We start from the raw sequence: 13407 nt of genomic DNA on the forward strand, positions 1-13407 counted from the left end.
TAACGAAAGAATACTGGGCGCCACCTGCCACGGCGATTGCCGCACGGTACTCGCTAGGGTAAAAAGAGTTACTATCAGAGCAATTCAGCCGTTACCCGCCGAGCTTCGGCATCCGTAGCAGCGTAGTCGGCTAGAGTTGGCGCTGCAAGATACGGCACCCTTTCCAGGCACTCGGCTACCACGTCGGCCATACCCAAAAAGCTGACCTGGTCTTGCAAAAAGGCGGCCACTGCTACCTCATTGGCCGCGTTGAGGGTGCAAGGCGCTGTGCCGCCCGCTCGCATGGCCGCGTAGGCCAGCGGCAGGTGCCGAAAGGTAGCCAGGTCGGGGGCTTCGAAGGTGAGGGTGGGGTAGGCTAAGAACGAAAAACGCGGAAAATCATTCCGTAGCCGCGCCGGATACCCCAGGGCGTACTGAATGGGCAGTTTCATATCGGGCAGGCCCAACTGCGCCTTCAGCGAGCCATCAGCGAATTGTACCAGCGAGTGCACGATGCTCTGCGGGTGCACTATTACCTCTACCTGGTCGTTGGTGAGGTTGAACAGCCACTTGGCCTCAATCACTTCTAGGCCCTTGTTCATGAGCGTAGCCGAGTCGATGGTGATTTTAGCGCCCATCGTCCAGTTGGGATGTTTCAGCGCCTGGGCTTTGGTTATAGCGGCCAAGTCGGCGGCCGAGCGCCCCCGAAACGGCCCGCCTGAAGCCGTCAGAATTACTTTCTCGATGGGATTCTGCTCTTCGCCCGCCAAGCACTGAAAAATAGCCGAATGCTCCGAATCGACGGGAAGCAGCCGTACGCGGTGCTGCTGCACCAAGGCAGTGATAAGCTCGCCAGCTACTACCAGCGTCTCCTTATTAGCCAGCGCAATATCCTTGCCGGCCCGAATGGCCGCCACGGTGGGGGGTAGGCCGGCGTAGCCTACTAGGGCCGTGAGCACCATGTCGATTTCGGGGCGCTGCACCACTTCGGTGAGGGCTGCGGCCCCGGCCAGCACCTGCGTTTCGGGCTGGTGGGCGAGAGCTGCTTTTACTTCGGCATAAAACTCGTCGTTGATAACCACGGCCGCCGGCCGAAACTCTTGGGCCTGCTGCACCAGCAATTGCCACTGCCGCCCAGCCGTGAGCACGGCTACCCGAAACCGGCCCTGCTGCTCGCGCACCACCTCGAGTGCCTGCGTACCAATCGAGCCTGTAGAGCCCAGCAGCGCCAGGGTTTTTTGAGAAAAAGAATCCACTAGTGAGATAGCGTAGGAAATAGGACCCCAAAGGTAGGGGCTACCCCGCCGGTGAAGTCGTGGGCTAGCTGGGCCATATCTATTCGGCCGTGGCTGCCGTAGAGGGAGGGCGTATCCGAGGCCGCACGTTCAGCCTCAAAATTCTCGTTCCTACATATGTCTGTCAAACTCAAGCCACTTAACCAGCAAGTAATCGTTATCACTGGTGCTACCAGCGGCATTGGCCTCGCCACTGCCAAAGCTGCTGCCAAAGCCGGCGCCCGCCTAGTGTTGGCTGCCCGCTCGCAAAATGACCTCAATACCGTAGCCCGCGACTTGGGCAGCAACGTTGTAACGGTAGCGGCCGACGTGGCCGACCCCGAGGCCGTGCGCCGCATCCACGAAGCTGCCCACGCCAAGTTTGGGGGCTTCGATACCTGGGTCAATAATGCCGGGGTAGGGATGTGGGGCAAGCTCTCGCAGGGCAACCTCGAAGATTTTAAGCGCCTCTACGACACCAACTTCTGGGGTATCGTCAATGGCTCGCTCGAAGCCATTAAGCACCTCAAAAAGCACGGCGGCGCCCTCATCAACCTCGGCAGCGAGGTGTCGGATGTGTCGGTGCCCGTACAGGGCATGTACGCGTCGAGCAAGCACGCCGTGAAAGGTTTTACCGATGCCCTGCGCATCGAGTTAGCTGATGAGAAAGCCCCTGTTTCGGTTACGCTCATCAAGCCGGCCGCCATTAATACGCCTTTTCCCGAGCACGCCCGCAACTACTTGAGCGAGAAGCCCAAGCTGCCCCAGCCGGTATATGCGCCCGAGGAGGTAGCCAAAGCCATTTTGCACGCGGCCAGCCATCCGGTGCGCGACATTTACGTGGGCGGCGGCGGAAAACTTATGAGCACTATCAACAAGTTTGCGCCTAGCGCGCTGGACTGGCTCGAAGCAAAAACCGGCGTAGCGCAGCAAAAGCAAGAAAATACGAAAGCGGTAAACCCCGCAGGCTCATTGCACAGCCCCGCTGCGCCCCATGCCAAAGTACACGGCAATAACCCCGGCCACGTGATGAAGACCAGCCTCTACACGCACGCCAGCATTCACCCAGTGGTGGCGGGCGTAGTAGTGGCCACGGGGTTAGCTGCCGGTATTGCGTTGGTGGCAGGCCGCAAACGCAACATGCGCGATGCTGGTTTTCCAGTAGAATCGGGCACCAAGGAGCCCCTGGTACCCGCTACCGACGAATAAACAGCACCAGGATTTAAGTAAAAGGAGCGGGTTCGCCAGGTAGATTTTCTGCCTGACGGACCCGCTCCTTTTATAATTTAAAAGCGCTTAGGTTAGTTTGTCGAGCGCCGCGCGCAGGCGGGGTAGGGCAGCCTGAATAGATGCCAGCGACTCGGCCCCAACCGACAACCGAAACCACGGCTCGGCCGCCGACGTGCCGAAGGCGCTGAACGGCACCACCGCCAATTGTGCCTCGGTAAGCAGGTAAGACGTGATTTCCTTGGTGCTAGTCAGCACCTCGCCAGCAGCCGTAGTGCGGCCCAAAATATCGATTCTGGCGGTGAGGTAGATGGCCCCGGCCGCCTCAATGGCATCGACGGGGTAGCCCTGGCCGCGCATTTCGTGCAAGCCATCGTGCAGGGCATCGAGGCTGGCTTGCAGGCCACTCTTGATGCCAACCAAAAATTCGTCGACCGGTGCAGCCTGGGGGAGAAACGCCGCAGTAGCCACCTGCTCGGCCTTGGGTGCCCAGGCGCCGATGTGGCCCAGCAGCGATTTCATCTTGTCAATTATCAGCTTCGGGCCGAACGAATAACCCACGCGCACGCCGGTAGCGGCGAAGCACTTCGAGATGCCGTCGATGTACACCACGTAGTCGCGCAGCGCAGGGCGCAGGCTTACGGGGTCAAAATGCTGGGTTCCGCCAAAGGTCAACAGCCAGTAAATCTGGTCGTAAAGGATGTAAAGCGGCTTTTCGTCGGGGCCCCGGCGCTGGTTCTCAGCCAGCACGAGGTCGCAGATTTCCTCCAGCACTTCCTTCGTAAACACCGTGCCCGTGGGGTTGAGCGGCGAGCACAGGGCCAGCAGCGTAGCGCCCGCCAGGTGCGGTGCCAGCTCGGCGGCGGTGGGCATAAAGTCGTGCTCGGGCTGAGTAGCTACCGCTACTTGCTCAGCCCCGGAGAGGTGGCAGTAGTGGTTGTTGTTCCACGACGGCACGGGGTACACCACGCGGTCGCCGGGGTCTACAAGCGCCAGGTACGCGGCATAAATAAGCGGGCGCGAGCCACCGGCTACCAGCAGCTCATCGGCGGGCGAGTAGCTCAGGCCCAGGCGGGTTTGGAGAAAATCGGCCGCGGCTTGGCGCATGTCGGCGGTGCCGGCGGCGGGGGGGTAGTTGGTTTGGCCAGCTTGGTAAGCGGCCGAAATGCCATCGCGCAGGCCGGCAGGAATCGGGAAAAGCTGGGGGTCGAAATCGCCGATAGTAAGGTTGCAAATAGTTTCGCCCTGGCGAATCTGCTCGCTGACGGCGTTGCCAATTCTAATAATTTCGGAGCCGCTTAGTTGGTCGGCCAACCGGGAAATACGCATAGGGTAGGAGGTAGGGGAGAAAGGAAGCAAAGACCCCCAAAGATACCAGCCGTTGCAGGGCCCCTCCGCGCTAGGCCCTACTTCTGCCCCGGCTCCCAGCCTTCCCTACCCCCAAAAATTTGCTTGAGCGTGTACGACTTCGTCTCTTTGGCTGTGAGCTGGTGCGACCACGCTACCCGGCCCGCCGGGTTAGCGCCCGGCCCGGTAGAGCGGTACTCGGCAAAGTAGGCGGTTTTCTCGTTCTCGGGGTTGCGCCAGTTTTCCCAGCCTGCCGGGGTAATGTGGCCACCCAGCTCGCAACGCAGATATACTACTTTGGCATTGGGCCGCCAGGGCCGGCCGAGGTAGACTTTTTTCGCCAGTGCGGTGTCGGCAGCCAGCTTACAATTCAGAAATACAAAGCCATACGCTTGCCCAACTGGTGTGGAGGCGGCCGTTACAAAGGAATTTTTCTTGCTCCGAATCAGGCAATGGTCAAACACGCCCGTGCTGGCGCCAAAAATAAAATCGGTCGTGCCCTCAATGTAGCAATCTTGGAAATACTGGCGGCTACCCCCCGCCGCCAAGAACAGCACATCCTGGTTGCCTACCATGCGGCAGTGCCGAAACACCGCCCGGTCGCCCTCCACGTGCAGCGCCACGGCCTGCCCCGCCGTGTAGCCAGCCGCGTTCTCAAACGTGATATTTTCCGCCGTAAAATCGTTGGCCTGCACCAGCACCGAGTACGAGGTGGGGGTAGTAATGCCGTTGGTGCCCGAGTGGTCGGCGTAGCTGATGACGGTGCCAGCTGCGTCGCCCTCGCCGCGCAAAACAAGGTGCGTTTTCAGCGTCGGCACCACTACTTTCTCGTGGTAAATGCCTTTCTTGAGCTGAATGACCACGGGCCCGCTTTCCTGGTTGGGCACGGCATCGATAGCCGCTTGCACCGTGCGAAACTGTCCGCTACCATCGCTGGCCACCACCAAGGGGGGTAGGGCAGTCTGGGCCTGGGCTAGGAGGGTAGCAAAACTTAGTCCGGCTACGAAGAATAGAAATTTCATTTAGGGAGTAGTAGGCTGCGCGTTGGCATTGGTGGGGGTAGCAACAGCATTTTTGGGCAGCGGCTTGGCCATATGCTCCTCGGCTAAGGCAATGTGCTGCGCCTTCAGGTCGGCCACCACGAGCTGCGCCATCTTGCGGGCGCCCAGCTCATTGAAGTGCGTATTGTCGTGGCGGCCCAGCGGGTAGTTGGGGTGGTCGCCGGGCGCCAGCTCCATAAAGAGCAGCTTCGAGTTTTCGTCGCCAAATTTCTGGAGCAGCTCGCGGCTCAGCTTATCCATGTCCACCAGCGTCACTTTATAGTCCTTCGCCACCGCCGTTGTGGCCGCCGAGTAGAGGACGTGCGTCTCCTTGATGCGGCCGTCTTTATCAAAATACCGGCGCGTAACGGGCGTGAGCAGAATTGGAATAGCCTGCTTGCTGCGCGTCTCGGTCACGAACTTGATGAGATTCTTGCGGTAATCCTCCGGCGTGGTGTAGCGGTCGGGGTAGTTCTGCGACTCGTCGTTGTGGCCAAATTGAATGAACACATAATCACCTGGTTGTAGCGCCTCCGCCACGGGTTGCCAGCGGTTTTCGGCCAAGAAAGTGCGGGTACTGCGGCCGTTCTGCGCGCGGTTATCCACGACCACCGTTGTGTCGAAAAACGTGCCCAGCGGCATGCCCCAACCCGTTTCCGGAAACGTCGCCCGGATTTTGTTCGCCATCGTCGAATCGCCAATCAGGTAGAGCTTGGTTTTGTGCGGCGGTGGGGCCGCAGCGAAAGCCAGCAGACCCGGCAAAATCAGTGGGGCTGCTTTGCGAAGCAGGTTCGTGCGCATAAAGGAGGTAGGGATAAACAGGCCGGCCAAAGGTTAAGGTTAGCGGGCCTGCGGGTCCACAGTTTTCTTTACCGTACCCTGCACAATACGGTCGGCCAGCCCAAGTTTCAGCGCCTTGATATCGGCCAGCACGAGTTCGGCCATGCGCCGCGCGCCTAGCTCACTGAAGTGCGTATTATCCTCGCGGCCATCGGGGTAGTTAGGATGCTCGCCCGGTGCTAAATAATTGAATAAGAGCTTAGAATTTTCGACCCCGAACTGTTGCAGCAGCGCTTGGCTACGCACGTCGAGGTCGATGAGGGGGGTAGCCGTCTCGCGGGCTACGGTGCGCACCAGTTCGGCGTAGGTGGCGTGGGTTTCTTCAATCTTGCCCGCGGCGTCAAACTTGCGGCGCGCCACCGGCGTTAGCAGCACCGGCTGCCCCTTGCGGCTGCGCGTCTCGCTGAGGAAGCGCTTGAGGTTGGCCACAAAATCAGCTTCCGGCGTGTAGCTGCCTTTGGTGGGCACTTCGTCGTTGTGGCCAAATTGGATGAACACGTAGTCCCCTTCGTGCAGCTCGTTGGCCACGGGTTGCCAGCGGTTTTCGGCCAGAAAGGTCTTGGTGCTGCGGCCATTTTGCGCCCGGTTATCCACGGTCACCGTTTCATCAAAAAACGCGGTGAAAGGCATTCCCCAGCCCGTTTCAGGGTAGGCTTTCACCTGCTTGACAGACATGGTCGAATCGCCAATCAAATACACCTTTATTTTGGCGGGTGCGGCCGGTACAAAGGCTAGCAGCGCGAGTAAGCTCAGGGCCGCCGCAGCGGATAAGATACGGGAGAGCATGGGCGTGGGTGGGAAGCGGAGGGGTAGGGCCTGTACCAGCCACCTGAAGAAACAGGTGCGGCAACGGGCAGATTCTCGCAAACCTACTCGTTGCCGTAGCCGCTTGCTACACTTTTTTGCGCAATCGTTGCCGATAACGTTGCCAAACGGCTTGTCAGCAAAAGCCACAAAAAAACCGGCCTTCCCCACAGGGAAAGCCGGCTATATATTTGGCGAGCGAAGCGCAGCTTATGCCGCTACTTCTTTCACGATGTCGCGGCGACGCTCTTTGATACGAGCAGCTTTGCCCGAGAGGCCACGCAGGTAGAACAGACGAGCGCGACGCACCTTGCCGCGGCGAATTACCTCAATTTTGTCGATGTTAGGCGACAACAGTGGGAAAATACGCTCCGTACCGATTTGGTTAGAGATTTTGCGCACGGTGAAAGTTTCACCGTTGCTGCTGGGATTGCGACGCTGAAGAACCACGCCCTGGAACTGCTGAATGCGTTCCTTGTTGCCCTCGCGGATTTTCACGTGCACGTTGATGGTGTCACCGGCAGCAAACTTGGGAAAGCTGGCGCGGCGCTCCTGGCCTTCGGCATTAATAAAGTCGAGTAGTACGCTCATGGCGAAAAAAAAGAATTACAAAGCGAGCAGCGCCGCTGCCCACAGGTTGGTATTTTGCGAAACGGAGCGCAAAGATAGAAAATTAAGCGCACAAAAGCAAATGCTAGTGGGTTAATTAACTGACCGGTTGCGCTTCAAAGTAACTTTTAAGGCAATAAATCGGGCCGGCGTGCCTGGGTACGGGCCAGTGCCTGCTCGTGGCGCCATTCCTCAATCTTGGGCGTGTTGCCCGAAAGCAGAATCTCTGGTACTTCTCGCCCGCGCCACTCGGCGGGCCTAGTATATACGGGCGGCGCCAGCAAGTCGTCTTGAAAAGAGTCGGACAGCGCCGATTCTTCATTGCCAAGTACGCCGGGTAGCAACCGCACCACCGTATCGACTAAGATGGTTGCGCCCAGTTCGCCGCCACTCAACACGTAGTCGCCCACGCTAATTTCGTGGGTAACGTAATGGTCCCGAATGCGTTGGTCTACCCCCTTGTAATGGCCACAGAGCAGAATGACGTTGCGTAGCAGCGACAGGCGGTTGCAAAGCGGCTGGCGCAGGGTTTCGCCGTCGGGCGTGAGGTAAATAATAGCGTCGTAGGGCCGCTGGGCCTGCAACTCATCCATCCAAGCCGCGATGGGCTCGACGCGCAACACCATGCCTGCCCCGCCACCAAACACATAGTCGTCGAGCTGGCCATGCTTATTGATAGCATAGTCGCGCAGGTCGTGCACATGTATCTCCGCCAAGCCTTTATCCTGTGCCCGCTTCACGATGGAGTGGGAGAAGGGGCTCTCGAGCAAGGCGGGCAAGCAGGTGAGAATGTCGAACCGAATCACGGATTAACGGGGGATTTTAACGGATTTCACGAATTTTGTAGACGGCCAGCAGCTGCAAAACAGAGTAGCACGCCATCTTCGTTGGCTTGGTGTCACAACGAGGTGGTTCTCCGTCTGGATGTTTTATTCCGCGTTAGGGTTCTTGTGGGCGCCGGGGTTCATATAAATATCCAGCAAGCCCTCGGGCATATTGACGAACAGCTGTTTAGTCTCCATATCGGCGTGGCTAACTAGCTCGTCCACTACGGGCAGCAGCACTTCCTGGCCCTGGTAGCGCATGGCCAGCACGTCTTGCTGCGGGAATTCGTAGAAGTTTTCTACCACGCCCAGCGCACCCTCTTTCTCATCAATAACTTGGAAGCCAATGACGTCGTGAAAGTAAAACTGGTGTTCGGCCAAGGGAGGCAGTTCAGCCAGGGGCAGCCAAAGTTTAGCACCCCGTAGCGGCTCGGCCTCCTCAATGCGCTCGATGCCGCGCAGCTTAAGCAGCACCCGCAAGCCGCCCTGCGGGTTTACACGCTCTATCGTGTAGGCGGTCAGCTTGGTAGGCGATGCGGGTAGCGCTAGGTAAACAGTCTTAAGCTTGTCGTAGGTGGCGGCATCGTCCACGTCCAGTTGGGCCGTCATTTGGCCTTTCAGCGCGTGCGGCTTCACAATAAAGCCCAGCTCAAAGCATTCGTCAAGGGTCATGGCTTGCGGAGAAAAGGGGGGGTAGGCAACACCTCAAAAAAGAACGTCATGCCGGGGCGGGCCCAGCATGACGTTCTTCCGTAAGGGGTTGCCCCGAAAACTACGCGGCGTCTTCGGCCGACGTTTCGGCGGTTTCCGTCGTGCCTTCGGTAGCTTCGGCTTCAGCCGCCGGAGCGGGGGTAGCTGCGGCGAGCGCAGCAGCCTGCTTCTGAGCCAAGGCTTCGGCGCGAGCTTCTTTCACTTTGGTTTCGGCGGCAAGCTGCTGCTTGCGGGCTTCGGCCTTGGTGTCGGTCAGGCCAGTCTTCTTGGCCTCGATTTTAGTGTCTTTCTCGGTCAACCAAGCCTGGTAGCGCTGGTCAGCAACTTCCTGGGTCAGCGCACCTTTCGTTACGCCCAACTGGAGGTGACGACGCAGCAATACGCCGCGGTAAGCAAGCATAGCGCGCACCGTTTCGGTGGGCTGTGCACCATTCATTACCCAATAAAAGGCGCGGTCAGCGTCGTAGACGATGGTAGCGGGGTTGGTATTAGGGTTGTAGGTGCCGAGTTTCTCTACGAAACGGCCATCGCGGGGAGCGCGGGCGTCAGCTACTACGATGTCGTAAGTCGCGGCCTTTTTACGGCCACGGCGGGCGAGGCGGATTTTAACTGCCATAAACCTTGGTGGTTATGCGACGCAACTCGTGCGTCTGGGTGAGGTACTATTTGGGGCCGCAAAGGTACGCAAAAAGAATACGGGTTGGCACAAGTTTACTTAAATAATATGTGAGGGGGCTTTTTGCTGAAATTGTGCTTTAGCTAGCGAGACCATTTGAAAATGAGGGGTAGAGCGTAAAATATTAGCTAATATTGTTACTATGTCCATTATATTTTAGGGTTCATTTAAAATTAATACCACATAAAACCAGAAATTGGCTGTAGATTTTGGGGTCAAACTCTGTTTTATGTCAAAAGCTATATCCCGCCGAAGCTTTCTTGCGAGAAGCGCTGCGCTGGGCGCGGGGGCCTACCCCGCCATGCTAGCGTTAAACCTGCTGCCCGCTGCGCCGGCACATGCTTTCGACTTGCAGCCGGGCAGTGGCCAGGGTAAGCACATCATTATTCTGGGGGCTGGGCTGGCTGGTATGACGGCCGCCTATGAGCTAACCAAACTAGGCTACCGCTGTACCATTTTGGAGGCACGCACCCGTACCGGTGGTCGCTGCTGGAGCATCCGCAACGGCACGGCCGCAGCAGAAACTACGAACGCTGCGCAAACAGCCCACTTCGATAACGGCTTGTATTTCAATGCGGGGCCTTCGCGCATTCCGCATCACCACCAGCTTACAATGCACTATTGCAAGGAGTTGGGCGTGCCGCTGGAAGTGTATAATAACGTCAACGAAAACACCTACTACTACGCCGAGGGCAAGGGCCCGCTGTCGAATAAGAAGGTGCGCGCCCGCGAGGTGCACAACGACATGCGTGGCTACATGAGCGAGCTGCTCGCCAAAGCTGTTGACCAGCACCAGGTAAACACCGGCCTGACGACGGAAGACGCGGACAAGGTGCTGGAGTACTTGCGGGCCGAGGGTGGCCTCGATATAGACAAGCTCTACAAGGCTTCGGCCCGACGGGGCTACTTAGAGGCACCCGGTGCGGGCGAGAAGGCCGGTAAGCTGGCTAACCCACACAAGCTGGTCGATATCATCAGCTCCGGCTTGCTCGACCCCGACTTCTACAACGTAGCAGAGTACAGTTATGAGCTGCAAATGACCATGTTCCAGGCGGCGGGAGGCATGGACCAGATTGCTAAAGCCTTGGAAAAGCGTGTAGCCGCCAGTTTGCAGCTCGGCGCCGAAGTCACGGCCATTCAAAACCAGCCAGAAGGGGTGAAGGTCATCTATAAAGACCAAAAAGGTACCCACGAACTGCTGGGCGACTTGTGCATCTGCACCCTACCCCTGCCGGTACTGAGCAACGTTAACCACAATTTTTCGGCCGATGTGAGCCGGGCTATCGACTTTGTGCCCTACATCCAGACGGGTAAAATTGGGCTACAATTCAAGCGGCGGTTTTGGGAAGAGGATGAGCAGATTTTTGGTGGTATCACGCATACCAACAATGAGTTGACGCAGATTTTCTACCCCTCATACGACTACCTGAGTAAGAAAGGGATTCTGCTGGGCTACTACAATTTCAACGAGAAGGCTAAGAAAGTCGGCGACCTGACCTACGCTGAGCGCCAGCAGCTGGCCCTGCAAAAAGGCGCGCTCATTCACCCCCAGTACCCCACCGAGTTCGAGCAGGCTTTTTCGGTAAGCTGGCAGAAACAGCCTTACAGCCTCGGGGGCTGGGCGCTATACGGCGCCGACGACCGCAAAACGCACTACCGGGCGTTGCTCAAGCCTGATAAAAATGTGTATTTCGCTGGCGAGCACACCACTTACCTCACCGCCTGGATGGCCGGCGCGTTCGAGTCGGCGCGCAGTGTAACGGCCGCCGTGCATAGCCGCTTGAGCGACCAGCACACCATTTACCCCACCACCGGCACCAATTGATTACAAACTTTTACCCCAAACACATGGCTACTTCAATGAATCGTCGGGCTTGGCTGAAGTCAAGCGCGCTGCTGGCCGGTGGGCTCACCGTGCTGCCCACCGGGCTCCGGGCTTTGGCCAAAGCACCCGAAGCGCCTACCCTCGCGCCCCAGCCAACGGAAGAGGCCACGCTGCTGGCCGAAGTCCCCCAGCTAAAAGCCCGCCTATTGGCCAATGAAAACCCCTTTGGGCCGTCTGAAAAAGCCAAGCAAGCTATGCTGGATGCCGTAGCTACCAGCTACCAGTACCCGATGGCCTACGCCCGCGAGTTGGCGCAGAAAATAGCGGCCTACGAAGGCGTTACGCCCGAGCATATTCTGCTCGATGCGGGTTCGAGCCCATTGCTGCTGGCAGCGGCTATGCACTACGGCAAGCAAGGGGGCGCCATCATCACCGGCGACCCGTCGTACGACGACTTGCCCAACAAAGCCCGGCATTTTAATACGCCCATCATACCCGTGCCGCTCACCGCCGATTACAAGCTGGACCTCGATGCGATGGAGAAAAAAGTGGATGGCAAGACGGCCCTGCTCTACATCTGCAACCCCAACAACCCGACGGGTACCGTGCTGGAAACTGCCAAATTGAAGGCCTTCTGCGAGCGCGTATCCAAAAAAGCGCCCGTTTTTGTGGATGAGGCCTACATTGACTACTTGCCCGACCCGCAGGGCACGACGCTGATTGATGCCGTTAAAAAAGGCCAGAACGTTATCGTGGCCCGCACTTTCTCCAAGCTGCATGGCTTCGCGGGCTTGCGCGTGGGCTACATCGTGGCGCAGCCCGAAACCATTAAAACGCTCAGCAACTACGTGGTGGGCGGTATGAGCATTTCGGCTCCGGCTATTCGGGCAGCGCTGGTGAGCTACCAAGACCAGGTGTTTTTGCAGGATGCGTTGAAGAAAACCTTGGCTTCCAAGCAATTTCTGTATGAAACCCTGAGAAAAGAAGGCTACGAGCACATTCCATCGTTTACCAATTTCGTGATGTTTCCGCTCCGTATGGACAGCAAGCGCTTCGTGGATGAAATGATGAAGCGGGGGGTAGGCGTGCGCCACTGGCAGTTTGCCAGCAAAGAATGGTGTCGCGTCAGCATTGGCCGCCTAGACGAGATGCAGGCTTTTGCTGACGCTTTCAAACAGATTTCCTAAACCGAGGGGGTAGGGCAGCCCAGCACCTCACGGCGCAGTTCTGCCGCCATTGTCAACCTGAAAATCTACCACATGCACAAAACAGTTTTAGTTGCTTCCTTGCTGCTGCTCAACGGCGTAGCGCCGGCCCAGCCCAACCCGCGGCCGCTGACCATCGAAGAGTATAAGAAGGCCAAAGCTTTCCAGATAAAGGACCCCGATGCCGAAACCTACGTCAAGTTTGAGAATGCCTACATCCTCGACCGCTACGAGGGCCGCAAGCCTTACTTTATTACCGGCGATGATGGCCTCAAAAAACGGCTAGATTTATACAAACTGCTCGCCAAAGAGGGCATGCAGGAAATCGGCCTGCTGGTGTTCTACACCAACGAGAAAGGCAAGCGCTACCAAGCCCTAGTACCCGATTTTACGGCTGCTGGCCCCGTGTGGGAGCAGTATTTTGAGGATATCCACGCCATTGACAAGGAGGAGAAAAACTTTGTGCTAAAGCTGTCCTACGTGCTATCGAAGGAGCTGAGCTTTCAGCAGTATAAAGTGCTCAACCAGGGCAAAGACTTGAAGGCTGAATCGGCGACTTACGGCAACGACATTTGTTTCCCCGGCCATCAGCAAGTGGCGCTAGAAAACGGTGCTACCAAGCTGCTGCGCGATATCCGGCCCGGCGACCGGGTCGTCACCATCGACCCCGCTACCCACCAAGCTACCACTACCGAAGTGCACGAGTTGCTGGTGCACCCCGCCCAAAACTACGCGCTCACACGCCTCGAAGTAGTAGCCGTGCGTGAGCAGGCCAGCCACCACGGCACTACTACCCACCTCACCAGCCAAGTGCTCGAAGCTACTCCCAACCACCCTATGCAAACGCACGCCGGCCAAAAGCCCGCTGGCGAAGTAGAAGTGGGTGAAGAGATTATTTGCTTTAACGCCGCCACGCAAGCCTACGCGCCCTACACGGTGCTGCGCAAACAGGAGTACGCAGGCGGTGTGCAGCCCGTATACAACATGGTGGCCAGCCAGGGAAGCACTTTTATGGTGAACGGCGTGATGGTGATGCAGAAGTAGGG

Annotated in this window: 13 protein-coding genes; 4 read left to right on the forward strand and 9 right to left on the reverse strand. The window is 57.9% G+C overall.

Annotated features, from left to right (window positions below; genetic code table 11):
- Positions 1 to 74: 74 nt before the first annotated feature.
- Positions 75 to 1235, reverse strand: coding sequence for a 1-deoxy-D-xylulose-5-phosphate reductoisomerase (locus tag GO988_RS13720; RefSeq protein WP_317164868.1), 1161 nt, complete (start codon positions 1233 to 1235; stop codon positions 75 to 77).
- A 156-nt stretch (positions 1236 to 1391) separates the two neighbouring features.
- Here GO988_RS13720 and GO988_RS13725 point away from each other — a divergent pair, with 156 nt between their 5' ends.
- The gene (locus GO988_RS13725; protein WP_157566375.1) at positions 1392 to 2462 is read left to right on the forward strand and encodes an SDR family oxidoreductase; all 1071 of its coding nucleotides are present in this window, start codon (positions 1392 to 1394) and stop codon (positions 2460 to 2462) included.
- 87 nt (positions 2463 to 2549) lie between these two features.
- On the opposite strand, the gene GO988_RS13730 is transcribed toward GO988_RS13725, so the two are convergent.
- The 8 genes from GO988_RS13730 to GO988_RS13765 all read right to left on the reverse strand — a co-directional run bounded on the left by GO988_RS13730 (position 2550) and on the right by GO988_RS13765 (position 9271).
- A complete protein-coding gene (locus tag GO988_RS13730; protein ID WP_157566377.1) occupies positions 2550 to 3809 on the reverse strand; it encodes a pyridoxal phosphate-dependent aminotransferase in 1260 nt (419 codons plus the stop codon).
- 77 nt (positions 3810 to 3886) lie between these two features.
- Positions 3887 to 4849 carry a pectinesterase family protein gene (locus tag GO988_RS13735; protein ID WP_157566379.1) on the reverse strand — a complete coding sequence of 321 codons (963 nt, stop codon included), beginning with the start codon at positions 4847 to 4849 and terminating at the stop codon, positions 3887 to 3889.
- Positions 4850 to 5668 (reverse strand): rhamnogalacturonan acetylesterase, encoded by an 819-nt coding sequence (locus GO988_RS13740; protein WP_157566381.1) that lies wholly within the window; start codon positions 5666 to 5668, stop codon positions 4850 to 4852.
- Positions 5669 to 5707: 39 nt separating this feature from the next.
- Positions 5708 to 6493, reverse strand: coding sequence for a rhamnogalacturonan acetylesterase (locus GO988_RS13745; RefSeq protein ID WP_157566383.1), 786 nt, complete (start codon positions 6491 to 6493; stop codon positions 5708 to 5710).
- A gap of 228 nt (positions 6494 to 6721) precedes the next feature.
- Complete coding sequence (gene rplS / locus GO988_RS13750) at positions 6722 to 7102, reverse strand: 50S ribosomal protein L19 (protein ID WP_157566385.1); 381 nt, start codon at positions 7100 to 7102, stop codon at positions 6722 to 6724.
- A 146-nt stretch (positions 7103 to 7248) separates the two neighbouring features.
- The gene (gene trmD / locus GO988_RS13755; protein ID WP_317164889.1) at positions 7249 to 7923 is read right to left on the reverse strand and encodes a tRNA (guanosine(37)-N1)-methyltransferase TrmD; all 675 of its coding nucleotides are present in this window, start codon (positions 7921 to 7923) and stop codon (positions 7249 to 7251) included.
- A 126-nt stretch (positions 7924 to 8049) separates the two neighbouring features.
- On the reverse strand, positions 8050 to 8616 hold the full coding sequence (gene rimM, locus GO988_RS13760; RefSeq protein WP_157566387.1) for a ribosome maturation factor RimM: 567 nt from the start codon (positions 8614 to 8616) through the stop codon (positions 8050 to 8052).
- Between the two features lie 100 nt (positions 8617 to 8716).
- Entirely contained in the window at positions 8717 to 9271 is a 555-nt protein-coding gene (locus GO988_RS13765) for a 30S ribosomal protein S16 (protein WP_157566389.1), read from the reverse strand.
- Between the two features lie 361 nt (positions 9272 to 9632).
- Here GO988_RS13765 and GO988_RS13770 point away from each other — a divergent pair, with 361 nt between their 5' ends.
- The 3 genes from GO988_RS13770 to GO988_RS13780 all read left to right on the forward strand — a co-directional run bounded on the left by GO988_RS13770 (position 9633) and on the right by GO988_RS13780 (position 13405).
- Positions 9633 to 11156, forward strand: coding sequence for a flavin monoamine oxidase family protein (locus tag GO988_RS13770; protein ID WP_232341515.1), 1524 nt, complete (start codon positions 9633 to 9635; stop codon positions 11154 to 11156).
- A gap of 23 nt (positions 11157 to 11179) precedes the next feature.
- Positions 11180 to 12343 carry a pyridoxal phosphate-dependent aminotransferase gene (locus GO988_RS13775; protein WP_157566393.1) on the forward strand — a complete coding sequence of 388 codons (1164 nt, stop codon included), beginning with the start codon at positions 11180 to 11182 and terminating at the stop codon, positions 12341 to 12343.
- Positions 12344 to 12415: 72 nt separating this feature from the next.
- On the forward strand, positions 12416 to 13405 hold the full coding sequence (locus tag GO988_RS13780) for a Hint domain-containing protein (RefSeq protein ID WP_157566395.1): 990 nt from the start codon (positions 12416 to 12418) through the stop codon (positions 13403 to 13405).
- Positions 13406 to 13407: the final 2 nt, after the last annotated feature.

This window comes from Hymenobacter ginkgonis, from assembly GCF_009755225.1.
GTDB lineage: Bacteria > Bacteroidota > Bacteroidia > Cytophagales > Hymenobacteraceae > Hymenobacter > Hymenobacter ginkgonis.

Bases quoted from the DNA above. Each gene is read 5' to 3' on its own strand.
- GO988_RS13725 (WP_157566375.1), top strand. From the start codon at position 1,392: ATGTCTGTCAAACTCAAGCCACTTAACCAGCAAGTAATCGTTATCACT.
- GO988_RS13730 (WP_157566377.1), bottom strand. From the start codon at position 3,809: ATGCGTATTTCCCGGTTGGCCGACCAACTAAGCGGCTCCGAAATTATT.
- GO988_RS13735 (WP_157566379.1), bottom strand. From the start codon at position 4,849: ATGAAATTTCTATTCTTCGTAGCCGGACTAAGTTTTGCTACCCTCCTA.
- GO988_RS13740 (WP_157566381.1), bottom strand. From the start codon at position 5,668: ATGCGCACGAACCTGCTTCGCAAAGCAGCCCCACTGATTTTGCCGGGT.
- GO988_RS13745 (WP_157566383.1), bottom strand. From the start codon at position 6,493: ATGCTCTCCCGTATCTTATCCGCTGCGGCGGCCCTGAGCTTACTCGCG.
- rplS (WP_157566385.1), bottom strand. From the start codon at position 7,102: ATGAGCGTACTACTCGACTTTATTAATGCCGAAGGCCAGGAGCGCCGC.
- rimM (WP_157566387.1), bottom strand. From the start codon at position 8,616: ATGACCCTTGACGAATGCTTTGAGCTGGGCTTTATTGTGAAGCCGCAC.
- GO988_RS13765 (WP_157566389.1), bottom strand. From the start codon at position 9,271: ATGGCAGTTAAAATCCGCCTCGCCCGCCGTGGCCGTAAAAAGGCCGCG.
- GO988_RS13770 (WP_232341515.1), top strand. From the start codon at position 9,633: ATGCTAGCGTTAAACCTGCTGCCCGCTGCGCCGGCACATGCTTTCGAC.
- GO988_RS13775 (WP_157566393.1), top strand. From the start codon at position 11,180: ATGGCTACTTCAATGAATCGTCGGGCTTGGCTGAAGTCAAGCGCGCTG.
- GO988_RS13780 (WP_157566395.1), top strand. From the start codon at position 12,416: ATGCACAAAACAGTTTTAGTTGCTTCCTTGCTGCTGCTCAACGGCGTA.